The sequence below is a fragment of the Vibrio sp. SNU_ST1 genome (assembly GCF_030563405.1).
Lineage (GTDB): Bacteria > Pseudomonadota > Gammaproteobacteria > Enterobacterales > Vibrionaceae > Vibrio.
The window spans coordinates 2,699,278-2,723,408 of record NZ_CP130748.1 but is presented as its reverse complement, the minus strand read 5'-3'; the positions used below and the strand labels follow the sequence as shown (position 1 = coordinate 2,723,408).

21 protein-coding genes are annotated in these 24,131 nt (G+C 44.9%); 20 read left to right on the top strand and 1 reads right to left on the bottom strand.

Annotated elements, in window-relative coordinates:
• Positions 1–117 precede the first annotated feature (117 nt).
• The 7 genes from lepA to acpS all read left to right on the top strand — a co-directional run bounded on the left by lepA (position 118) and on the right by acpS (position 6,608).
• Positions 118–1,911, top strand: coding sequence for a translation elongation factor 4 (gene lepA, locus Q5H80_RS11880; protein ID WP_009847653.1), 1,794 nt, complete (start codon positions 118–120; stop codon positions 1,909–1,911).
• 92 nt (positions 1,912–2,003) lie between these two features.
• Positions 2,004–2,900: a signal peptidase I gene (gene lepB, locus Q5H80_RS11875; protein WP_304564865.1), complete on the top strand. Its 897-nt coding sequence runs from the start codon at positions 2,004–2,006 to the stop codon at positions 2,898–2,900.
• 26 nt (positions 2,901–2,926) lie between these two features.
• Positions 2,927–3,604 (top strand): ribonuclease III, encoded by a 678-nt coding sequence (rnc, locus tag Q5H80_RS11870; RefSeq protein WP_004735383.1) that lies wholly within the window; start codon positions 2,927–2,929, stop codon positions 3,602–3,604.
• Positions 3,597–4,568 carry a GTPase Era gene (gene era / locus Q5H80_RS11865; RefSeq protein WP_004735384.1) on the top strand — a complete coding sequence of 324 codons (972 nt, stop codon included), beginning with the start codon at positions 3,597–3,599 and terminating at the stop codon, positions 4,566–4,568. The genes rnc and era overlap by 8 nt, the downstream gene beginning before the upstream one ends.
• Before the next feature lie 102 nt (positions 4,569–4,670).
• A complete protein-coding gene (gene recO / locus Q5H80_RS11860; RefSeq protein WP_304564864.1) occupies positions 4,671–5,399 on the top strand; it encodes a DNA repair protein RecO in 729 nt (242 codons plus the stop codon).
• Positions 5,396–6,133 (top strand): pyridoxine 5'-phosphate synthase, encoded by a 738-nt coding sequence (gene pdxJ / locus Q5H80_RS11855; RefSeq protein ID WP_304564863.1) that lies wholly within the window; start codon positions 5,396–5,398, stop codon positions 6,131–6,133. The genes recO and pdxJ overlap by 4 nt, the downstream gene beginning before the upstream one ends.
• A gap of 94 nt (positions 6,134–6,227) precedes the next feature.
• On the top strand, positions 6,228–6,608 hold the full coding sequence (gene acpS, locus Q5H80_RS11850) for a holo-ACP synthase (protein ID WP_304564862.1): 381 nt from the start codon (positions 6,228–6,230) through the stop codon (positions 6,606–6,608).
• A 296-nt stretch (positions 6,609–6,904) separates the two neighbouring features.
• On the opposite strand, the gene barA is transcribed toward acpS, so the two are convergent.
• Positions 6,905–9,718 carry a two-component sensor histidine kinase BarA gene (gene barA, locus Q5H80_RS11845; RefSeq protein WP_304564861.1) on the bottom strand — a complete coding sequence of 938 codons (2,814 nt, stop codon included), beginning with the start codon at positions 9,716–9,718 and terminating at the stop codon, positions 6,905–6,907.
• 165 nt (positions 9,719–9,883) lie between these two features.
• On the opposite strand from barA, the gene rlmD reads away from it, so the two are divergent.
• From rlmD to rpoS, 13 genes are all read left to right on the top strand, one after another.
• Complete coding sequence (gene rlmD, locus Q5H80_RS11840; RefSeq protein WP_304564860.1) at positions 9,884–11,203, top strand: 23S rRNA (uracil(1939)-C(5))-methyltransferase RlmD; 1,320 nt, start codon at positions 9,884–9,886, stop codon at positions 11,201–11,203.
• A 135-nt stretch (positions 11,204–11,338) separates the two neighbouring features.
• On the top strand, positions 11,339–13,564 hold the full coding sequence (gene relA, locus Q5H80_RS11835; RefSeq protein WP_304569414.1) for a GTP diphosphokinase: 2,226 nt from the start codon (positions 11,339–11,341) through the stop codon (positions 13,562–13,564).
• 262 nt (positions 13,565–13,826) lie between these two features.
• On the top strand, positions 13,827–14,642 hold the full coding sequence (gene mazG / locus Q5H80_RS11830; RefSeq protein ID WP_304564859.1) for a nucleoside triphosphate pyrophosphohydrolase: 816 nt from the start codon (positions 13,827–13,829) through the stop codon (positions 14,640–14,642).
• Positions 14,643–14,774: 132 nt separating this feature from the next.
• Positions 14,775–16,415, top strand: coding sequence for a CTP synthase (locus Q5H80_RS11825; RefSeq protein ID WP_012604779.1), 1,641 nt, complete (start codon positions 14,775–14,777; stop codon positions 16,413–16,415).
• A gap of 81 nt (positions 16,416–16,496) precedes the next feature.
• Positions 16,497–17,795 carry a phosphopyruvate hydratase gene (gene eno / locus Q5H80_RS11820; protein ID WP_009847644.1) on the top strand — a complete coding sequence of 433 codons (1,299 nt, stop codon included), beginning with the start codon at positions 16,497–16,499 and terminating at the stop codon, positions 17,793–17,795.
• 302 nt (positions 17,796–18,097) lie between these two features.
• The gene (ftsB, locus tag Q5H80_RS11815; RefSeq protein ID WP_012604777.1) at positions 18,098–18,379 is read left to right on the top strand and encodes a cell division protein FtsB; all 282 of its coding nucleotides are present in this window, start codon (positions 18,098–18,100) and stop codon (positions 18,377–18,379) included.
• The gene (gene ispD, locus Q5H80_RS11810) at positions 18,379–19,080 is read left to right on the top strand and encodes a 2-C-methyl-D-erythritol 4-phosphate cytidylyltransferase (RefSeq protein ID WP_304564858.1); all 702 of its coding nucleotides are present in this window, start codon (positions 18,379–18,381) and stop codon (positions 19,078–19,080) included. The genes ftsB and ispD overlap by 1 nt, the downstream gene beginning before the upstream one ends.
• 2 nt (positions 19,081–19,082) lie before the next feature.
• The gene (ispF, locus tag Q5H80_RS11805) at positions 19,083–19,562 is read left to right on the top strand and encodes a 2-C-methyl-D-erythritol 2,4-cyclodiphosphate synthase (RefSeq protein ID WP_029223073.1); all 480 of its coding nucleotides are present in this window, start codon (positions 19,083–19,085) and stop codon (positions 19,560–19,562) included.
• Positions 19,563–19,584: 22 nt separating this feature from the next.
• Positions 19,585–20,631: a tRNA pseudouridine(13) synthase TruD gene (gene truD / locus Q5H80_RS11800; protein ID WP_304564857.1), complete on the top strand. Its 1,047-nt coding sequence runs from the start codon at positions 19,585–19,587 to the stop codon at positions 20,629–20,631.
• A gap of 76 nt (positions 20,632–20,707) precedes the next feature.
• Entirely contained in the window at positions 20,708–21,451 is a 744-nt protein-coding gene (gene surE / locus Q5H80_RS11795; RefSeq protein WP_304564856.1) for a 5'/3'-nucleotidase SurE, read from the top strand.
• Positions 21,452–22,078: a protein-L-isoaspartate(D-aspartate) O-methyltransferase gene (locus Q5H80_RS11790; protein ID WP_304564855.1), complete on the top strand. Its 627-nt coding sequence runs from the start codon at positions 21,452–21,454 to the stop codon at positions 22,076–22,078.
• A 35-nt stretch (positions 22,079–22,113) separates the two neighbouring features.
• The gene (gene nlpD / locus Q5H80_RS11785) at positions 22,114–23,028 is read left to right on the top strand and encodes a murein hydrolase activator NlpD (protein ID WP_304564854.1); all 915 of its coding nucleotides are present in this window, start codon (positions 22,114–22,116) and stop codon (positions 23,026–23,028) included.
• A gap of 98 nt (positions 23,029–23,126) precedes the next feature.
• Positions 23,127–24,107, top strand: a complete 981-nt coding sequence (rpoS, locus tag Q5H80_RS11780) for an RNA polymerase sigma factor RpoS (protein WP_009847636.1) — start codon at positions 23,127–23,129, stop codon at positions 24,105–24,107.
• The last annotated feature ends 24 nt before the right edge of the window (positions 24,108–24,131 follow it).

The window sequence follows — 24,131 nt, the reverse complement described above, 5'->3', positions numbered from 1 at the left end:
TAAATTGGGTAGAATCTGCCAACTTGATTGAAATGCCGCCACCAATGCTGACTGTAGATTGGACGCGTTGCGGCTTTCTTATTATCCCTATTCAAAGAGTTTAGTCACACCAAGCCTATGAAGCACATTCGTAATTTTTCGATTATCGCCCACATCGACCACGGTAAGTCGACCCTTTCTGACCGCTTAATCCAAGTTTGTGGAGGGTTAAGTGAACGTGAGATGGCAGCTCAAGTCCTCGATTCTATGGATATAGAACGCGAGCGTGGTATTACAATTAAAGCGCAGAGTGTGACTTTAGATTACAAAGCTAAAGATGGTGAAACTTACCAACTTAACTTTATCGATACCCCTGGACACGTAGACTTCTCTTACGAAGTATCTCGCTCTCTAGCCGCTTGTGAAGGCGCGCTTCTTGTAGTAGATGCCGGCCAAGGTGTTGAAGCTCAAACTCTAGCAAACTGTTACACCGCGATCGAAATGGAACTGGAAGTAGTGCCAATCTTGAACAAGATTGACTTACCTGCTGCTGAACCTGAACGTGTTGCTGAAGAAATCGAAGAGATCGTTGGTATCGATGCGATGGAAGCGACGCGTTGTTCTGCAAAAACCGGTATCGGTGTTGATGACGTTCTTGAAAACATCGTAACGGCTATCCCGCCACCGGAAGGTGACCCAGAAGCGCCACTACAAGCTCTGATCATTGACTCTTGGTTCGATAACTACTTAGGTGTTGTTTCTTTGGTTCGTATTAAGAACGGTAAGCTGAAGAAGAACGACAAGATTAAAGTAATGTCGACAGACCAAGTTTGGGGTGTTGACCGTCTAGGTATCTTCACACCTAAGCAAATCGACACAACTGAGCTAAATACTGGCGAAGTTGGCTGGGTTGTTTGTGGTATTAAAGACATCCTTGGCGCACCTGTTGGTGATACGTTGACGCTTGCAAAAGGCGGCAGCACAGAACGTCTACCTGGTTTCCAAAAAGTGAAGCCTCAGGTATACGCAGGTCTATTCCCAGTATCGTCTGATGACTACGAAAACTTCCGTGACGCACTAGGCAAACTAAGCCTGAACGATGCATCACTGTTTTACGAACCAGAAAGTTCAGCAGCACTTGGCTTTGGTTTCCGTTGTGGCTTCTTAGGAATGCTTCACATGGAGATCATCCAAGAGCGTTTAGAGCGTGAATACGACCTAGACCTAATCACAACGGCACCAACCGTAGTGTACGAAGTTGTAAAAACGGATGGCACAATTCTCTATGTTGATAGCCCGGCTAAACTGCCTGCTATTAATGACTTAGAAGAAATTCGTGAACCGATTGCTCGCTGTAATATTCTGGTACCTTCGGATTACCTAGGCAACGTGATCACACTGTGTGTTGAGAAGCGTGGCGTGCAAGTCGACATGGTTTATCACGGTAACCAAGTTGCTGTGACGTACGATCTTCCTATGGCTGAGGTGGTTCTAGACTTCTTCGACCGTCTGAAGTCAACGTCTCGCGGGTACGCATCATTGGATTACAACTTCCAACGTTACGAAGCATCAAACATGGTACGTGTAGATGTACTGTTGAATGGTGAAACGGTTGATGCATTGGCGATCATTACACACAAAGATATTGCCCAGTCTCGTGGTCGTCTACTGGTTGAGAAGATGAAAGAATTCATCCCTCGTCAGATGTTTGATATCGCGATTCAAGCCGCGATTGGCAACCACATTATTGCTCGTTCTACAGTGAAACAACTGCGTAAGAACGTAATCGCAAAATGTTACGGTGGTGATATCAGTCGTAAGAAGAAACTTCTTAAGAAACAAAAAGAAGGTAAGAAGCGTATGAAGCAGATCGGTAACGTTGAACTGCCTCAAGAAGCATTCTTAGCAATCCTTCATGTTGGTAAAGATTAACTTTCTCCAGCAGTAAACGAATAATTGAAAGTGAAAGGGTTATACTCTTTCACTTTCGTTATTTTTAAAGAAATGAAATTTAAGGGATATCAATGGCTAATACATTTTCGCTTATCTTAGTGATCGTAACTCTAGTGACCGGCATTGTATGGGCGTTGGAAAAGTTTGTGTGGGCGAAGAAGCGCCAACAAAAACTAGCTGACGTTGAAGCACAGTCGAATGGCCTAGACGCTGCAACCAGCGCAAGAGTTACGGCTCAGCCTTGGTGGGTTGAGAACAGTGTGTCCATTTTCCCTGTAATTGCATTTGTTTTGGTTTTGCGTTCATTTATTTATGAACCGTTTCAAATTCCATCTGGCTCGATGATGCCAACACTATTGGTTGGTGATTTCATCTTGGTAGAAAAGTACGCTTATGGTCTAAAAGACCCTGTATGGCGCACTCAATTGGTAGAAACAGGCAAACCAGAACGTGGTGATTCAATCGTATTCAAATACCCACCTCAGCCGAATATCGACTACATCAAGCGTGTTATTGGTATGCCGGGTGATACTATTCGCTACAGCAGCAATAAAGAAGTCTGCATTCAAGCGAAGGGTGGCAGTAGCTGTAAACCAGTGAAGTTAAGTAACGTTGAAGAAAGCCAATTTATTCAAGATGGTGTGCCTCTAATTCAGTTGAATGAACAACTGGGTGACGTGGAGCACCAAATATTAGTTAACCCATTACGCCGTGATCGTGTGCAAGCATATCAACCTCGCAATGGTGTTAACGAGTGGATCGTTCCAGAAGGCCAATACTTTGTTATGGGTGATAACCGTGACAACAGTGCTGACAGCCGTTACTGGGGCTTTGTCCCTGAAGCAAACCTTGTTGGTAAGGCCGTTGCTATTTGGATCAGCTTCGAATTCGAACGCGGTTCAGACAGTGTACTTCCAACATGGATTCCTACTGGTGTGCGTTTTAATCGCATCGGTGGGATTCACTAATCGATCACATAACACATCGAGAGAGCATGAATTCTCCAATTGATAAACTAGAGAGAAAGATTGGCTATCAGTTTAATGATGCCGATCTTATCCATTTGGCGCTGACTCACCGCAGTGCCGCAGGTAAACATAACGAACGTCTTGAGTTTCTGGGCGATTCAATTTTAAGTTTTGTTATCGCTGATGATCTTTACCACCGTTTCCCTAAGGTAAACGAAGGTGATATGAGCCGCATGCGCGCAACATTAGTACGTGGTCATACATTGGCAGAACTAGGTCGTGAATTCGAACTAGGAGATTACTTAAAATTAGGTCCAGGTGAGTTGAAGAGTGGCGGTTTCCGTCGTGATTCTATTCTAGCGGATGCGGTTGAAGCGATCATCGGCGCTGTCTATTTAGATAGTGATACCGAGGTTGTTCGCCGTATTATTTTAAGCTGGTACCAATCTCGCCTAGAGTCTATTCAGCCTGGTGTATCTCAAAAAGATCCAAAAACTCGCTTACAAGAGTTTTTACAAGGTCGAAGAAATCCCCTACCTGTCTACACAGTGACTAATATTAAAGGTGAAGCACACAACCAAGAGTTTACGGTTGAGTGTGAAGTGGCAGGTGTGGATAAACCTGTTATCGGTAAAGGCACTAGCCGCCGCAAGGCAGAACAAGCGGCTGCTGAAACAGCATTAGAGCAACTAAGCAATGTCTGATAACAATCAAGATTTCGATATCGATGCATTCTTTTCATCTGATAGCAAAAAAACGGGCCTACCGGAAAACCAACACTGTGGCTTCATCGCTATCGTGGGTCGACCAAACGTAGGTAAATCGACGCTTCTGAACCATATTTTGGGGCAGAAAATCTCGATCACATCACGTAAACCTCAGACGACACGCCACCGTATTATGGGCGTAGAAACTGAAGGCGATTACCAAGCGATCTACGTTGATACTCCTGGACTTCATATTGAAGAAAAGCGTGCAATTAACCGTTTGATGAACCGTGCGGCGAACAGCTCACTGAGCGATGTGAACCTAGTATTCTTCCTTGTTGACGGTACTCACTGGACTGACGACGATGAGATGGTATTGAACAAGCTGAGAAAAACAGATTTCCCAGTTGTCCTTTGTATTAACAAAGTAGACAACGTTCAAGACCGTACAGACGTGATGCAACATATGATGGAAGTGTCTAAGAAGATGGACTTCCTTGATGTTGTGCCAATCTCAGCGAAGCAAGGTAAGAATATCGACGTACTGCGTAAGCACGTTCGTAACTCTTTACCAAAAGCGACGCACCACTTCCCTGAAGAGTACGTAACGGATCGCTCACAGCGCTTTATGGCCTCTGAAATCATCCGTGAAAAACTGATGCGATTCACAGGCGAAGAGCTACCTTACTCAGTAACGGTTGAAATCGAGCGTTTCGATTACAACCCTGATAACGATGGTTTCCACATCAATGCTTTGATTCTTGTTGAACGTACTGGTCAGAAGAAGATGGTGATTGGTAAAGCGGGCGAGAAGATCAAAACGATTGGTCGTGAAGCTCGTATCGACATGGAAGAACTGTTCGGTCGTAAGGTTTACCTAGAGACTTGGGTTAAAGTTAAGTCTGGTTGGGCTGACGATGAGCGTGCACTTCGCTCGCTAGGCTACATCGACGATCTATAATATATTGAACGTCACTTTCTGATATTAAGAAAGTTGAATTGAATATAAATACAAGAGAGAGTGCGAACTCTCTCTTTTTGTATCTGTAAGAAGGGTAAGTGATTGAGCGAAGGATTACAGCGATGCTTTGTGTTGCACCGTCGACCATACAGTGAGTCGAGCCTGATTCTGGACGTCTTCAGTGAAGAGTACGGTCGGGTGACGTTGATGTCTAAAGGTGCGCGGAGTAAGCGTTCTAATTTGAAAGGTGCACTGCAACCTTTTACGCCTCTGCTGCTTAAGTGGTCTGGCAATGGTTCAATGAAAACATTGCGCCAAGCTGAGCCCATCAGCTTGGGGCTTCCTCTTGCCGGCATTAATCTGTATTCCGCTATGTATGTCAATGAGCTAGTTGGGCGTGTGTTGATGGCCGAAGTCGCCATGCCTGCATTTTTTCACGACTATCTTCATGCCTTAACAGAACTCGCTCATAATGAGAACCCTGAGCCAGCGCTACGTCGTTTTGAATTGGCTCTACTTTCCGCTATGGGGTATGGCGTCGACTTTTTGCATTGTGCTGGTACTGGTGAAGCGATTGAGCCGAGCATGACTTATCGCTATCGAGAGCAGAAAGGTTTCATCGCTTCTGTACGTCGAGATAACCTGACATTTATGGGCGATGAACTTATCGCAATCAGTGAACGTAGGTTTATCACTAAAGAGCAGTTAAAAGCAGCAAAACGCTTTACACGCATAGCCTTAAAGCCGTATCTTGGCGGCAAACCATTAAAAAGTAGAGAGCTATTTATGCCAACAATAGCCCTCTCTAGAGCACGGAGTATTGGAAAATGAGCTCAATCCTTTTAGGCGTTAATATCGACCATATTGCTACACTACGTAATGCACGTGGTACTAAATACCCAGATCCAGTACACGCAGCTGAAATTGCTGAACGTGCGGGTGCTGACGGCATTACGATTCACCTGCGTGAAGATCGTCGTCATATTGTTGATCGTGATGTACGCATTCTTGCTGAGACAATCCAAACTCGTATGAACTTAGAGATGGCCGTGACGGACGAAATGGTTCAAATTGCCCTTGATACTAATCCTGAGTTCGTTTGTCTGGTTCCAGAAAAGCGTGAAGAGCTGACAACGGAAGGTGGCTTGGATGTTGTCGGTCAACTAGAGAAGATCAAAGCGGCGACCGAAAAACTGTCGGCTGCTGGTATCAAAGTATCTCTGTTTATCGATGCTGATCGTGAACAAATTGATGCCGCAAAAGCGTGTGGTGCACCGTTCATAGAACTGCACACTGGCCACTATGCTGATGCTAAAACTGAAGAAGACCAACAAGACGAGCTGAAAAAGATTGCTGCAGGCGCAAGCTACGCTGACGATCTTGGTATCACAGTTAATGCTGGTCATGGTCTGACTTACCACAACGTAGCGCCGATTGCGGCACTTCCAGAGATTTACGAGCTGAACATCGGTCACTCGATCATGGGACGTGCAGTGTTTGATGGTTTGAATAAAGCCGTTGCAGACATGAAATCCGTGATGGAAACAGCACGCAACAACGCTTAGTTCTTTAACTCGGCATTCATTTAGTTGTAAGCGTTAAGCGGTTAATCAGTAGAATCGAAAAAGTTAATAGATAGAAGTTGGTAGTAGGGTAAACATGGCTGTTGTTGGATTAGGTACAGATATCGCAGAAATTGAACGTGTTGAAAAGGCATTATCACGAAGTGGTGAGGCTTTCGCTCAGCGTATTTTGACGGATTCTGAATTTGAAGTCTTCCAGCAGCTTAAGCAAAAAGGGCGTTACCTTGCCAAGCGTTTTGCTGCAAAAGAGGCGGCGTCTAAGGCGTTAGGCACAGGGATCGCTCTTGGTGTGACTTTCCACGATTTCGAGATTTCAAATGATGAGCATGGCAAGCCAGTATTAAGCCTGCATAAAAAAGCGCGTGAAATTGCAGAAGCGAGTGGTACAACGTCGATTCACCTGACTATCTCGGATGAGCGCCATTATGCAGTGGCGACGGTACTACTCGAATCGTAAATAGATTACCGCTACTTTATACCAATCGTAGTAAATAACTGGTCACCCTAGCTTGTTAAAACGCTCGATAACTGCGTTATAATTTTTTATTGTAGAATAACTACTTATCAAAAAACCACGCCTTGTTCTCAAGCCTTTTTCCTGCGCTATTTCTGAACACTTACTTACTTACTTACTGTGATTGGTATTATATCTAGTACCCTAGGTTCTAGACAGAAAAAAGCAGAGCTCATGAGCTCTGCTTTTTTATTGGCTGGTAAACCGTTTAATGAGTATTTGTGTGCAAGAAATATTAGCTAGGTCTTGGCTGGTTTCAAATAATGAATCGCGGTTGCTTGAACCTTATCTAATTCATCCTGAAGTTCAAAAAGTTCAGGTTCAATATCTTCAACGGAAGTGCCGGAACGCAGCTCTTTCTCTATCGTTGCACAGACCAATTTTAACCTTGGTACGCCGCTGTACGAGCTGCTGCCATGCATCTTGTGGATTATGTGTGTCAGCTCTTCAACGGGGTAGTCACTGTCTTCTATCGCCTTGTCTGCAGCCTCATAAACTTCAGGAATAAAATCTACGAGCATTTGCAGCATATCGCGAGCGAGGTCTTCTTTATTCGCGGCTTGTTTCAAAGCTGCTTGCCAATCAATGATGATGTTTTTGTGCTCGCTGGCTTCAACTTCTGAAACTGAGTTGTGGTCGATTTCAGCAGAGACCGCCGGGTGGTCTGGGTCTATTTTATCAATGTGCTCAATCTCTGAGGTAGGGCTCCAATGAATAAGAACCTGCTGTAATACATGCTCTTCAATGGGTTTTGTTAGGTAGTCATCCATGCCAGCTTCGAGCAGTCGGTCACGTTCCCCCACCATTGCATGTGCTGTAACGGCAATTACAGGCGTATTCGCATTGTTCGCCAGCGCCTTAATCTTTTGACAAGCGGTCACGCCGTCCATCTGCGGCATTTGAATGTCCATAAAAATGACATCAAATGGGGTCTCTGTCGCTTTGTCGATAGCTTGCTGACCGCTAGTACAACTGATGACTGTCTCTACGCGCTCTTTTAGCAGCGCAGTAATCAGTTTAAGGTTGGCGGGGTTATCGTCGACAGCCAATACTGTAAGCGGTAATTTCTCTTCTGAATGTGTTTCGATAGCGGGCGCAATTAAGGTTGGTGCCTGATTCGATACCAAAGTTTGTAGCAACTTCTTGCGAGAGAGAGGCTTAGTAATGCACTGAACATCGACTTCTTTCATCAATTGTTCACCCAGCGCAAGCTCCGTACTAGGCGTACCAATAATTACGTTTTGAGCGATCTTCTTCGCGCCAATCGCCCAACCACTCACGGTATCAAATTGGTACTCCTGGTTCGCGGCTAGGTTAAGAAGGACGTAGTCATATGAGGTAGACTCATCAGGCATAACCGAACGATACGTTACCACTAATCCTTCTTGGGTTAGGATCTGCTGAGTAATCGATGCCGCTTGCATGTTTGGCTCGATGAGCAACAGTTGCTTGTCTTGCAGGCACTGAGTTTCTATTAGTTCAGTCATCGGCATATCGGTAGTCGATAGCCTCAAGGTAAACCAGAAGGTGGAGCCTTGATGGAGACGACTGGTTAGGCTGATCTCCCCGCCCATTTGGCTGACCAGTTTTTGGGTGATAACCAGACCTAAGCCTGTACCACCATATCGGCGAGAGATACTTGCATCTGCTTGGCTGAAGGCTTGGAAAAGCTGAGCTTGCTGGCGTTCAGATATACCTATCCCTGTATCGCGAACCATGAATTGCAACTCGATGCTGTCTTCACTTTGTGAACGAAGTTCAACGCTGATATCAATGTTGCCACGCTCGGTAAACTTGATTGAGTTACCCACGAGGTTGGTTAGTATCTGCTGAATACGTAGCGGGTCACCAACAACGCCTGGTGGCACTTTCGGATCGATCTTAAGTGTTAACTCTAGGCCTTTTTCATGAGCATTGGTTGCTTGAAGACTTACAACCTCTTCAAGGCTTGCTTGGAACTCGAATGGAATGTTTTCTAGAGCGAGCTTACCGGCTTCCAGTTTCGAGAAGTCCAAAATATCGTTGATGATGCTGAGTAGGTTATTGGCCGAGCGTTCAATGGTTTGCAAGTAGTCGGTTTGGCTGTTCGATAGGTGGGTCTTGAGCATCTGACGAGTAAAGCCAATCACACCATTGAGTGGGGTTCTCAGTTCGTGAGACATATTCGCCAAGAACTCAGATTTAACACGAGCCGCTTCTTGAGCACGTTTTTTCGCAATGTCTAACTCAACGTTTTGAATCTCTAATTGCTCTAGAGTTTCACGCAGATCAGACGTCGCTTGGTCGATGCTGTGCTGCATCTCGACGTGATATTCTGATAGCGAGACTGCCATCGCGTTGATACCGTTTTTCAGTGAGTCCAGTTCACCGTGCATTTTGCCTTCGATACGCACATCTAAATGACCACGACGAATTCGGTCGACCATGTTTTTCATGTGTGTGATCGGTTGGGTTACATCATGCATCAAACGGAAGGCAAATACCCCAGAGAGTCCAAGACCAAGGATCAGCACCAAAAACGCAGAGAACACTTCTTGATATTGCTGCAATCGCAGAGAAGAGAGGTCTAGCTCTATCGCAATATAGCCGATCGCTTGGTTCGCTTGAGACTGGCCATTAGCTGAGTTGATGTATTGTCCTTCAGCGATGATGGGGGTCCGAAGAATCAGCGTGTTATCGAGCAGGTTCGATGAGCTTAAATGCGGAATCGGTTTATCTTTCGGATAGGTCAGGCTTTCAAAGTCAGGGTGGAAGTTTGAGGTTACAAACAACTCATGACGTTCATCAAACACCGCAATACTGCGCACTAGCTTAGAATTTTTTCGATGTGCATAGCTAATAAGCTGACGAACAGACTCTCGACTTTCGAGCTTCATGCCAGACTCACTCGCAATCGCCAGTGGTTCAATGATGCTAGTACCAGTGTTAACCACTTGACCCTCAAGGTCTTGATAGCGGTTAAATGAGAAAAATGCACTCAATAGCAGCCCAATAATCAGGGTTGGAGCTAGAGTTAAGGTAATTACACGGGCTCTTAAGCCATATCTGGTCATGTTCTTTAATTACATCGAGGTCTGGATATGGGAAAATAACGCACACAATGGCGGTTAAGTGAACGGTAAGCTTAATCAAAGCCGTGACGTTCGACAATGATTCCAAGACAGAATAGTGAGTCCTGGATACCAATTACTTATTAAAAGATACATTAGGCACAAGCAATGGCACGTTTTTTCCAACCAAAAAAGAAAACTCAACTCGAGACCAAGCATCAATCGGTTTTGGTTGAACGAATGGATCACAATGGCGCTGGCATCGCTTATCAGAAGAACAAACCAGTTTTCATTGATGGCGCATTGCCCGGTGAGAAGGTGGTTATTCAACTTACTGAGAACAAAAGTAAGTTTTCGCGAGCAAAACTCATCAAATTACTTCAACCGAGTGAGCTGCGTTTAAAGCCATTTTGTAAGCACTTTAATCAGTGCGGTGGCTGTCATCTTCAACATCTCGGTTACTCATCTCAGGTTGAGCATAAATCACAATCTTTGACGCACCTGATGAGCAAATACCAAACGGCTCACACCGAAGTCGCCCAGCCGATTGTCGGTGATGAAACCGGTTATCGTCGTCGCGCGCGTATCAGTCTATTTGTTGATAAGAAGACACAGCAGCTTCAGTTTGGTTTCCGTAAGAAACAAAGTAAACAGATTGAAAACATCACCGACTGCGCGGTGCTTGACCCTCGCCTTAATGTATTGCTGCCAAAACTGAAAAGTTTACTGAACACTTTCAGTAGCCTTACGTCTTTAGGACATGTTGAATTGGTGTTGGGTGATACTGGCCCTGTTATGGTGCTGCGTCACCTTAAGCCTTTGGTTGAAAAAGATGAGCAAGCGTTGATAACGCTCGCGAAAGAAGAAGGTGCAACGCTGTACTCGATGCCAGAAACCGATAAGTTGGTTCGTTTGGTGGGTGATACGCCAAGCTACAGTGAAACCGGCGTAACCTTACCTTTTGAGCCAAACCACTTTATACAAGTGAATCAGAAAGTGAACCAACAGATGGTTGCTCAAGCGATTGAGTGGTTAGAGCCTCAAGCAGATGAGCGTGTGCTTGACCTGTTTTGTGGTTTAGGCAACTTCAGTCTGCCTATCGCACAACAATCGACGTTTGTCGTTGGTGTGGAAGGCGTTGATGAAATGGTTCAACAGGCAACGGCTAATGCGGCGTTAAACCAGTTAAGCAATACGGAGTTTTACCAAGCTAACCTTGAAGAAGATTTATCTTCACAGCTTTGGGCAAAAGAAAAATTCGATAAAGTATTACTTGACCCAGCACGTGCTGGAGCGAGTGGGATCGTTGATCAAATTTCAGCGTTAGGAGCGAAGCGTGTAGTTTATGTTTCGTGTAATCCTGCTACTCTAGCGAGAGATTCTGAGAGTCTAGAAAAACAAGGCTATCAATTAGCCAAACTTGGTATGTTGGACATGTTCCCCCATACCAGTCATCTAGAATCGATGGCTCTCTTTATCAAGGCTTAGAAGCCCTTAAATAAGGTTGGAAATGTATCACAAAGGCGCAGGGAAGCCTGCGCTGATATCAATATGAGTCGAACTAACTTGGAACCAGTTAGTCATATTGAGTTGGGTATAAAACATAATAACTAGGAAGGCATGATGGTTGCGGTACGAAGCGCACATTTAAACCCAAGCGAACAGTTTGAGCTAGAAAGTTGGATTACGTCACTGAATCAAGACGTAAAAACCTCGAATAAACTGACCAAAGTTTATCGTCACTGTGAAGAGCTATTAAAAGATCACGAGCAAGCGTCGCTCCTGCTTTGGCGTGGACGCGAGATGATCGAAATCTTGGTTACGTTGTCGATGGACCGTGCCACTTTAATTGCAGCGCAACTTTTCCCCGTTGTTTCAAGCGGCGTTTTTGGACGCGAAGCGTTTGAAGAAAGCTACGGTAAAGAAACCGTAAAATTAATTGATGGCGTTGAAGAAATGGCAGCTTTGGGCCAGCTCAACGTTACCCTTGAAGGCAGTGCTGCCTCGGGTCAAGTAGATAACGTTCGTCGAATGCTACTGGCCATGGTCGATGATTTCCGCTGCGTCGTCATTAAGCTAGCAGAACGAATTTGCAACCTCATAGAAGTGAAAAAGGCCCCTGATGCTGTGCGCCGTGCGGCCGCAAAAGAGTGTGCCAACATCTATGCTCCACTTGCAAACCGTTTGGGTATTGGTCAGCTGAAATGGGAAATTGAAGATTACGCTTTCCGCTATCAACAACCAGACACCTACAAGCAGATTGCCAAACAGTTGTCAGAGCGCCGTATCGTGCGCGAACAATACATTACCGATTTTGTTGACGATTTAACGTCAGAAATGAGCCGCTCAAGTATCAATGCTGAAGTCAGCGGGCGGCCCAAACATATCTACAGTATCTGGCGTAAAATGCAGAAAAAAGGCTTAGAGTTTGATGAGCTTTTTGACGTGCGTGCGGTACGTATTATTGCCGACCAACTGCAAGACTGTTATGCCGGTCTAGGTGTGGTTCACACCAAGTATAAACACCTCCCTAGTGAATTTGATGACTATGTGGCGAATCCTAAGCCCAATGGTTACCAATCGATTCATACTGTGGTTCTTGGCCCTGAAGGCAAGACCATCGAAATTCAGATCCGTACCAAGCAAATGCACGAAGATTCTGAGTTGGGTGTGGCTGCGCACTGGAAGTACAAAGAAGGTGCTTCTAGCGGTGTACGCAGTGGCTACGATGAGAAAATTACGTGGTTGCGTAAGCTTATCGACTGGCAAGAAGAGATGTCAGATTCTGGCGAAATGCTGGATGAAGTACGTAGCCAAGTCTTTGATGACCGTGTCTATGCCTTTACACCACGCGGTGATGTGGTCGATTTACCAATGGGTGCAACGCCGTTGGATTTTGCTTACCACATTCACTCTATGGTTGGACACCGTTGTATCGGTGCCAAAGTCGCAGGTCGAATCGTTCCGTTTACTCATAAGTTGGCGATGGGCGATCAAGTTGAGATCATTACTCAAAAAGAACCGAATCCATCACGTGATTGGTTAAATCCGACCACAGGTTTTGTTCATTCAAGTCGAGCTCGAGCAAAAATTAACGCTTGGTTCCGCGCTCAGAGTCGTGAGAAAAACCTCGAAGCTGGACGAGACATCCTAGAAGTCGAGCTAGGCAGAGTCGGCGCAACACTGAAAGATGCTGAGCAATACGCGCTGAAACGATTCAACGTCAATACACCTGATGAATTGTATGCAGGTATTGGTAGCGGCGATTTGCGTATTAACCAAGTGGTTAATCACATCAATGCTCTGGTCAATAAGCCGACGGCGGAAGAAGAAGATAAGAAAGCTCTCGAGAAGTTGCTTGAGTCTGACAATAAGCCAGCGCATCAGAGCCGCCCTAAGAAGGATGCTGTCGTTGTTGAAGGTGTCGATAACCTAATGACCCACTTGGCTCGTTGTTGTCAGCCTATCCCGGGTGATGTGATCAAAGGTTATATTACTCAAGGGCGTGGTATCTCAGTACACCGCAGCGATTGTGAGCAGTTAAGTGAACTTAACCTACATGCCCCTGAACGTATCATCGATACGGTGTGGGGAGATGGTTTTGTAGGTTCGTATATCTTAACACTGCGTGTAGAGGCCCTTGAGCGTACAGGCTTGTTGAAAGACATAACATCCCTGTTCTTGAATGAAAAAGTCAGTGTGACGACAATGAAGAGCCGTATCGACTATAAACGTCAGCTGTCGGTGATGGATTTCGATTTGGAAGTGACCAATATTGAGATTCTGAGTCGAGTGACGAGCCGAGTCGAGCAGATCAAAGATGTCATGAGTGTTAAACGATTAGGCTAGTTTTTACGTCGTACTTGGCTTTCTAACTTCGTTAGTTTCACTTATTTCACTCCATCACATAGGCAAGCTATGCTCAGGAGCCTCATAAGTTTACTGCCTTGTTACAAGAGCCAATTACTTAGTAAAAAACGAACAATACATTGAATGACACGTTGGCTTAACAAGAAGAATAGAAAGGTGAGTGGTTTTGGCTGCTCACCTTTTTTAGTTTTAGAAGACGTTATAAATTTAAAAATCAAAGACAGTGAATAGGAATAAAACGATGAATCACCCGATTGAACAACTTGAACAGATCATGACTAAGCTGCGCGATCCTGAAGGTGGCTGTCCTTGGGATTTGAAACAAAATTTTGAAACCATTGTGCCGCATACGATCGAAGAGACTTACGAGGTGGTGGACGCGATTCACAATAAAGATTGGTCAAACTTACAAGAAGAGTTGGGTGACCTGTTGTTTCAGGTGATCTTCTACAGTCAATTAGCAAAAGAGCAGGGCTTGTTTGACTTCTCTGATGTGGTCGACGGTATCAATGAGAAACTGACGCGCCGTCATCCACACGTATTTTCTGATACAGAGTTTGCCAGTGATGAAGAAATTAATGCCAACTGGGAAGCTGAAAAAGCCAAAGAGAAAGCACAGGCAGGCAAAACTCAAGAAAGTATTCTAGACTCAATACCAAACTCTCTACCTGCACTTTTACGTGCTACAAAAATTCAAAAGCAAGTCGCGAAATTTGGCTTTGATTGGGACTCTATTGGTCCAGTCGCCGACAAGGTTTTAGAGGAAGTTGATGAGGTGCTAGAAGAAGCGCTTCAAGTAACGCCAAACGAAGATTTAGTTGAAGAAGAACTGGGTGATTTGTTGTTTGCTACCGTCAATTTAGTGCGACATTTGGGTAAAAATCCAGAAACGGCTCTCAATAAAGCCAATCTGAAATTTTCACGCCGCTTTAAAGGTGTGGAACAAAAAGTTCGTCAGCAAGATAAAATTTTGACCGACTTTTCTCTACAACAGCTTGATTCCATATGGGATGAAGTCAAAGTGGCGGAGAAAAGATCATCAAAGCTTTTATCATGAATTGATTTGAAGCAAAAAATAAAAAATAGCAGTGTGATAGATTTCACGTTGTGGCGATAAGGGGCTTCTGGTATATTTTCATCCCGTCCAGAAGTAATCCATTTCCCTCATTCAACCAATTTCAGGTTAAACATGACGACAAATTACATTTTTGTTACTGGCGGGGTTGTATCCTCTCTAGGTAAAGGTATTGCAGCAGCATCTCTTGCGGCTATTTTAGAAGCTCGTGGTCTTAAAGTGACTATGATGAAGCTTGACCCTTACATCAACGTTGATCCAGGCACAATGAGCCCGACTCAACACGGTGAAGTGTTCGTTACGGAAGATGGCGCTGAAACTGACCTTGACCTTGGTCACTACGAGCGATTCATTCGCACAAAGATGACTAAGCGTAACAACTTCACTGCAGGTCGTGTTTACTCAGACGTACTCGCTAAAGAGCGTCGCGGTGATTACCTAGGTGCAACTATTCAGGTTATCCCGCACATCACTAACTCTATCAAAGAACGTGTAATTTCTGGCGCAGCTGGCCACGATATCGCGCTTGTTGAAGTTGGTGGTACGGTTGGTGATATCGAATCTCTACCATTTATGGAAGCGATTCGTCAGCTAGCAGTAGAGCTAGGCCGTGAACGCGCAATGTTCATGCACCTTACTCTAGTGCCATACCTAGCAGCTGCGGGCGAAGTGAAAACTAAGCCAACGCAACACTCAGTAAAAGAGCTGCTGTCTATTGGTATTCAGCCAGATATTCTAGTTTGTCGTTCAGACCGCAACATTCCTTCGAACGAGCGTAAGAAAATCGCTCTGTTCTGTAATGTGCAAGAAAATGCAGTTATTTCTATGCGCGATGTTGACTCTATCTACAAGATCCCTCAGCTTATTAAAGCTCAAGGCACTGATGAACTTGTATGTAAACGTTTCGGCATCACAGCTCCAGAAGCAGACCTGTCTGAATGGGAACAAGTAATTTACGAAGAAGCTAACCCAACGGGTGAAGTGACGATTGGTATGGTTGGTAAGTACATTGAACTACCAGACGCATACAAATCAGTAAATGAAGCGCTAAAACACGCGGGCTTGAAAAATCGCCTAAGCGTTAATATTAAATACGTAGATTCACAAGACGTTGAGTCTCGTGGCGTAGAAGTTTTAGAAGGCCTAGATGCAATCCTAGTTCCTGGTGGCTTTGGTGATCGTGGTGTTGAAGGTAAGATTCTTGCAGCTCAATACGCTCGTGAAAACAAAGTACCGTACTTAGGTATCTGTCTAGGTATGCAAGTAGCACTTATCGAGTACGCTCGTAACGTTGCGAAAATGGAAGGGGCACACTCTTCTGAATTCTGTACTGAAACTAAGTACCCAGTTGTTGGTCTTATCACTGAGTGGACTGATGGCGAAGGTAAAGTTGAAGAGCGTACAGAAACATCTGATCTTGGCGGCACAATGCGTCTTGGTTCACAGCTTTGTCACCTAGCGAAAGGGACAAAAGCTTACGAATTATACGGTAGCGCGACGATCCATGAACGTCATCGTCACCGTTACGAAGTGAACAACAATCTTCGTCCACAAATTGAAAAAGCGGGCCTAAAAGTATCGGGTCTATCTGCGGACAAAAAACTGGTTGAAGTTATCGAGAACCCGAACCATCCATGGTTCGTTGCTGCTCAATTCCACCCAGAGTTCACTTCAACACCTCGCGATGGTCACCCATTGTTTGCAGGTTTCGTTAAAGCCGCTGGTGAGTTCCAGCGCGGCGAATTAGAGAAGTAAAAAGGAATACAGGTAGCTGCGTAAGTTGCGCTGCTACCTTTAAATTTGACATTTATATATTCAACGAGAAGGAAACATTCAATGTCTAAGATCGTTAAAGTTCTAGGTCGTGAAATCATCGATTCACGTGGTAACCCAACTGTAGAAGCTGAAGTACACCTAGAAGGCGGTTTCGTAGGTATGGCTGCTGCTCCATCTGGCGCATCTACTGGTTCACGCGAAGCTCTTGAGCTACGTGACGGCGACAAATCACGTTTCCTAGGTAAAGGTGTTCTTAAAGCTATTGAAGCTGTAAACGGCCCAATCGCTGAAGCTCTAGTAGGTTCTGACGCTAAAGCACAAGCTGACGTTGACCAAATCATGCTTGACCTAGACGGTACTGAAAACAAGTCTAAGTTCGGTGCGAACGCTATCCTAGCTGTATCTCTAGCTAACGCAAAAGCTGCTGCTGCTGCGAAAGGCATGCCTCTTTACGAGCACATTGCTGAGCTAAACGGTACTGCTGGTCAATTCTCTATGCCTCTACCAATGATGAACATCATCAACGGTGGTGAGCACGCAGATAACAACGTTGACATCCAAGAGTTCATGATCCAACCAGTTGGCGCTAAGACTCTTAAAGAAGGTCTACGTATCGGCGCTGAAGTATTCCACAACCTAGCTAAAGTTCTTAAGTCTAAAGGCTACAGCACTGCAGTTGGTGATGAAGGTGGTTTCGCTCCTAACCTTAAGTCTAACGCTGAAGCTCTAGAAGTTATCGCAGAAGCTGTTGCAGCTGCTGGTTACGAACTAGGTAAAGACGTTACTCTTGCTATGGACTGTGCAGCATCTGAGTTCTTCGACAAAGAAGCTGGTATCTACAACATGAAGGGCGAAGGTAAAACTTTCACTTCTGTAGAGTTCAACCACTACCTAGCTGAGCTAGCGAACAACTTCCCAATCGTTTCTATCGAAGACGGTCTTGACGAGTCTGATTGGGATGGCTTCAAGCACCAAACAGAACTTCTAGGCGACAAGCTTCAAATCGTTGGTGACGATCTGTTCGTTACAAACACTAAGATTCTTGCTGAAGGTATCGAGAAAGGCGTAGCTAACTCTATCCTTATCAAGTTCAACCAAATCGGTTCTCTAACAGAGACTCTAGCTGCTATCAAGATGGCTAAAGACGCTGGCTACACTGCAGTAATCTCTCACCGTTCTGGCGAAACTGAAGATGCAACTATCGCTGATCTAGCGGTAGGTACAGCTGCAGGTCAAATCAAAACTGGTTCTATGAGCCGTTCTGACCGTGTTGCTAAGTACAACCAACTTATCCGTATCGAAGAAGCTCTAGGTTCTAAAGCTCCTTACAACGGTCTTAAAGAAGTTAAAGGTCAATAATCTCTCGTAGATTGTTAATCTAAGCTTTTTAAATGCCTCGCTTATGCGGGGCATTTTTTTGTCTGTAGAAAATGACGGGAAGAAACTCTAGGTTCTAAAGCTCCTCTTCGTTACATCTAAAGTTCGTCATTCCCTAGACTGACGAAGGAAGGTGTAGGGAATTTCATTGTTACCTTACCTATCCCGACAATAATTCCCCGACTTATTGATTCCCTTACACCACATATCTCGCACCAATAAGCTCATTATGGTATATATGTGCCTTATTCTAGTTCCTTCTTTTTCAACCGGCGAAAGGTGTTATGCGAATTTTTGCTTTAGTACTGCTCATAGTGTTTGGCTGGCTACAACACACACTGTGGCTCGGTAAAAATGGTATTTCTGATTACTACGGTGTGAACAACGAAATCCAAGTTCAACAGCAAGTAAACGAAAAGCTCCATCTTCGTAACGCAGAGATGTTTGCGGAAATCGATGATCTACGCCAAGGCTTAGACGCGATAGAAGAGCGCGCACGTCATGAGCTTGGAATGGTAAAAGAAGGCGAAACGTTTTTCCGCATCATTGGTGAGGAATCCCATTAATGTCGATTCAACTTCAAAGTGTGATTGCCGTTGTACCTGCAGCGGGCGTCGGTAGCCGAATGAAAGCAGACCGCCCTAAGCAATATCTTGAGATTAACGGCAAAACGATTTTAGAGCACACCATTGAGAAATTACTGTCTCATCCACAAGTCTCTCAAATTATCGTTGCGATCAGCGATGATGACCCCTATTACCCGGAGCTAGCACTCAACCAGAATCCAAAAGTGGTCAGAGTGTCTGGCGGAAGCGAACGAGCGGACTCGGTACTCTCTGCGCTAAACTGTATCGCTGAGCAGCAGCTTAGCGATTGGGTAATGGTTCACGATGCGGCAAGGCCTTGTGTTCAACTCAGTGATATCGACAAGCTAATTTCCGGCGCGATGAGCCATGATGTAGGGGCTATTTTAGCGGCGCCAGTTCGTGACACGATGAAGCGAGGTGCCCAAGGGCAGATCGAACATACCGTTGAGCGAGCAGATCTATGGCATGCACTTACGCCGCAAATGTTCAGAGCAAAGCCTCTGTGGAATGCATTAAGCGAGGCGTTGCAACAAGGCGTTTTGATTACCGATGAAGCCTCAGCCTTTGAATGGAAAGGTTTATCGCCCGCTTTAGTGGCAGGGCGTTCAGATAATTTTAAGATTACTCAGCCTGAAGATTTAGCGCTTGCTGAGTTCTATTTAAGTCAGAATAAGGAATAATGATGATTCGTATTGGCCATGGCTTTGATGTACATAAGTTTGGTGGTGAAGGTCCGGTAATTATAGGTGGCGTTAGAGTCCCTTATGAGCAGGGTCTTATCGCACACTCAGATGGTGATGTTGCCCTTCACGCGTTGTGTGATGCTTTATTAGGTGCTATTGCTGCAGGTGATATTGGTCGTCATTTCCCCGATACCGATGATGAGTGGAAAGGCGCGGATAGCCGTGAACTTCTAAAAGATGTTTATCGTCGAGTAAAAGAACAAGGCTACGTGATTGGTAATGCCGATATTACTATCATGGCGCAAGCTCCAAAGATGGCGCCTCATATAGACTCTATGTGCCACGCTATCGCACAAGATTTAGAAACCAGCATTAGCAATGTGAATGTAAAAGCGACGACCACTGAACGTTTAGGTTTTACAGGTCGCAAAGAGGGCATCGCATGTGAAGCGGTGGTCCTAATTACTAAAAGTGCGTAAGCACCAACACGAAAAGAACAGCATGTCAGATATTTTATCTTCATTGGCTTATCTAAACGGTAAACCAACTGCGAAAGCAAAACTAAAAGCAAAAGCCGAACACTTTGTCGTTAATGAAGACTTAGGTTTTGAGTTCACTGGTGAAGGCGAACACCTTATGGTTCGTATTCGTAAAACGGGCGAGAACACGAGCTTTGTAGCAAACGAGCTGGCTAAAGCGTGTGGTGTTAAGTCGAAAGACGTGAGCTGGGCAGGTTTGAAAGACCGTCATGCTGTGACAGAACAGTGGTTGAGCGTGCATCTACCAAAAGGTGAACCTGACTTTTCTGCTTTTCTTGCACAATATCCAAGCATTGAGATCTTGGCGACAGCACGCCACAACAAAAAGTTACGTCCAGGCGATTTAGTTGGCAACCAATTCGAGCTAACTTTGTCTGAAGTAACGGACTGCGATGATGTGGTAAAACGTTTGGAAAAAGTCGCTCAAGTGGGCGTGCCAAATTACTTTGGTGCTCAGAGGTTTGGTAATGAAGGTAACAACTTATCTGAAGCTCGCCGTTGGGGACGTGAAAACGTTCGTACGCGTAATCAAAATAAGCGCAGCTTGTACCTCTCAGCAGCTCGTTCTTGGATCTACAACTTAATTCTTTCTGACCGTATTGAGCACGATGCGTTTGCTTCGGCATTAGTCGGCGATATTGTTGTTAAAAACGACGCTCAACTTACTGTGACTGCCGCTAATATCGAAGCTGTAAACCAAGATATCGCCAATGGGTCTGCGTTTATTACCGTTGCTTTAGCTGGAGATAATGCGTTACCGACGACGGATGCGTCTCAAGCTCTAGAGCAAAAACACCTTGATGCTGAACCGGATCTAATGGCTCTTATTTGTGGCAACCGTATGCGCCATGATCGCCGTGAAGCGTCTTTGAAGCCGATGGGTTTAGTGTGGGAAGTAAACGAAGACAATGTCACTCTTAAATTCTCTCTGGACGCAGGCTGTTTCGCAACCGCTATCGTTCGTGAGTTAGTTGAAGAAGTACACGTAGAAAGAACCTACGAGCAATAATGATTCTGCTTGGGTCTAAGTCACTTAATCTTGGAATTTAAGTGACTTGGCATTGGTACAAAAGAAAGGATACAAGATGAAGATTTTACTCAGCAACGATGATGGTGTGCATGCTCAAGGTATTCATGAGCTGGCAAATGAATTACGTGATCTTGCTGAAGTTATCATTGTGGCACCTGACCGTAATCGCTCTGGTGCTTCAAATTCATTAACTTTAGAACAGCCTTTACGTGTTCAAGAGATTGCTAGAAATACCTATTCGGTACAAGGAACACCGACCGACTGTGTACATTTTGCATTGAACGAACTCCTAAAGAGTGACATGCCTGATCTGGTTTTAACGGGTATTAATCACGGAGCTAACCTTGGTGATGACGTGCTTTATTCAGGTACTGTCGCAGCAGCAATGGAAGGCCACTTTCTAGGTGTTCAATCGGTGGCATTTTCTCTGGTTGGAAAACAACATTTTAAGACAGCGGCAGCGGTTGCTCGCCGTATTGTCGAACAACATTTAGCAAACCCAATCCCGACCAATCGCCTGTTAAACGTGAACGTCCCTGACTTAGCATTCGAACAACTATCGGGTACTCAGGTGACACGCTTAGGTGCTCGTCACCATGCTGAAGATATGATTAAGCAGAAAGACCCACGTGGTCATGATATCTATTGGCTTGGCCCTCCTGGTAAGGAGCAAGATGCTGGTGAGGGCACCGATTTTTACGCCATTGAACATGGTTTTGTGTCGGTAACACCACTACAAGTTGATCTGACGGCACATGAGTCGTTGGGTGCGATGACTACATGGTTAGGGGATAAATAAGTGAGTAATCCACAAGCTGAGCGCTTAGTTACTTTTCTGATAGAAAATGGTATTCAGGATCAAAAGGTTCTTGATGCTATTTACTTACTACCGAGAGAGAGCTTTTTATCACAAGCTATGTATCACCAAGCCTATGATAATAATGCCCTGCCGATCGGGCAGGGGCAGACAATTTCTCAGCCTTATATTGTTGCTAAGATGACAGAGCTACTTGAGTTACAACAAGACAGCCGCGTTTTGGAGATCGGAACGGGTTCTGGTTACCAAACGGCTGTTTTAGCTCAGTTGGTTGATCACGTGTATTCGGTCGAAAGAATAAAGTCGCTACAATGGGATGCTAAGCGTAGGTTGAAGCAACTCGATTTCTACAACATCTCAACCAAGCACGGTGATGGTTGGCAAGGTTGGTCTTCTAAGGCGCCTTTTGATGCGATTATTGTCACAGCTGCTGCAGAGTCGATCCCTCAAGCGCTTTTGCAGCAGTTGAAAGATGGAGGCCGCTTACTAATTCCGGTCGGAGATGACGAACAACAACTGTTGAAGATTGTTCGCCACGGCGATGAGTTCTTATCGAGTGTTATCGAGATGGTGCGATTTGTACCTCTTGTACCTGGTGAGTTAGCTTAATAAAATTATTAATGGTGTAGGTGGATAGAAAGTCGATGCGTTCGAAGGTTTTTAAAGGAAGTTCTCTACTGCTTAGCTGTGCACTTGTTGGGTGTGCTGCGAATTCGCCTGCGCCAGTTTCAAGCTTAAACAAGAATTACTCATCGATTGATCGTGGTAGTTATCGTGGTAGTTACTATGAAGTGAAAAAAGGCGATACCCTTTATTTTATTGCTTACGTAACAAATAAAGATGTTAAAGAGCTGATTCGCTATAACAATCTGTCTGCACCTTATACCATCCATCCAGGGCAGAGCCTTAAGTTATGGCGTCCTAGCTACAACGCTCCAGCGTATGGTAAATCAACGGTAGCGGTTGCAGCCGTTGCTACGCCTGTTGCCGCATCCACAACTTTGTTGGCCTCAAGCAAACCTAAAACAACACCTAAAAAGAGTAAAAGCTCTAAATCTGCGCCCGCTCAAACAACCACCAAAGTGGCGAAAAAAGATCCACAAAAGAAGGTTGTACAATCCAAATCAAAGGAGTATGTTGGTTCTAAAGGTAAACAGAATGTTACACCGCCAACAAAACCAACGAGTAACAAAGTATCCAAATGGTTATGGCCAACGAAAGGGAGAGTAATTAAGAATTTCTCTGTAGGCGAACAAGGAAATAAAGGCATAGACATAGCAGGACAGCGAGGTCAGCCAATAGTATCTACTGCAGGGGGAACGGTTGTTTATTCGGGTAATGCACTACGAGGCTACGGCAATCTAGTGATTGTGAAGCACAATGATAATTACTTAAGTGCATACGCGCATAACGACCGACTATTAGTATCTGAAGGGCAAAGTGTGAAACCAGGGCAGAAGATTGCAACAATGGGAAGCTCTGGAGCCAGCAGTGTCAGGCTGCACTTTGAGATTCGTTACCAAGGTAAATCAGTTAATCCAAAACGGTATTTACCTTAAATACAATATGCAAAAATTACGTATTGTATGGAGTGACATAGTCATTTAGCGACATATGAAGTTGTAATGTCATGCTAATTTCGCCAGGGGGAGGCGTTATGAGTATAAGCAATGCAGTAACCAAAGAAGAGTTCGATCTTAACCAAGCAACCACGGAACAGGAAGCTCTTGGAAAAGCAAAACGAACAGTCACTAAGAAAACCGAAGCGAAAGAAGAGACTGAAGTTACGTCTAAAAGCTTAGATGCGACTCAACTCTACTTAGGCGAAATCGGTTTCTCACCACTATTAACCGCTGAAGAAGAGGTGCTTTATGCACGTCGAGCTCTACGCGGTGATGAAGCAGCACGCAAACGCATGATCGAAAGTAACCTGCGTTTGGTGGTAAAAATTTCTCGTCGTTATAGCAACCGCGGCTTGGCACTTCTCGATCTAATCGAAGAAGGCAACCTAGGCTTGATCCGCGCCGTAGAGAAGTTTGATCCAGAGCGTGGCTTCCGCTTCTCAACTTACGCGACATGGTGGATTCGTCAAACCATTGAACGTGCGCTAATGAATCAGACTCGCACTATCCGTTTGCCAATTCATGTTGTGAAAGAGCTGAACATCTACCTACGTACCGCAAGAGAACTTTCACAAAAACTTGACCATGAACCAACGGCAGAAGAAATTGCTTCTAAGCTAGACAAACCTGTTGGTGATGTGAGCAAGATGCTTCGTCTAAACGAAAGAGTGAGCTCTGTTGATACGCCTATTGGTGGTGATGGTGAGAAAGCGCTACTGGATATAATTCCGGACATCAACAACTCAGACCCTGAGGTTTCAACTCAAGATAGCGATATTAAGAACTCGTTGATTTTCTGGCTTGATGAGCTGAATCCTAAGCAGAAAGAGGTGCTTGCGCGTCGCTTTGGATTACTTGGCTATGAACCATCAACACTAGAAGAAGTAGGCCGTGAAATTAGCCTGACTCGTGAACGTGTTCGTCAAATTCAAGTTGAAGGGCTTCGTCGTCTACGTGAGATTCTTATCAAGCAAGGCTTGAATATGGAAAACCTGTTCAACGTAGAAAACGACTAAATGAACAGATGATGCTTCTCTAAA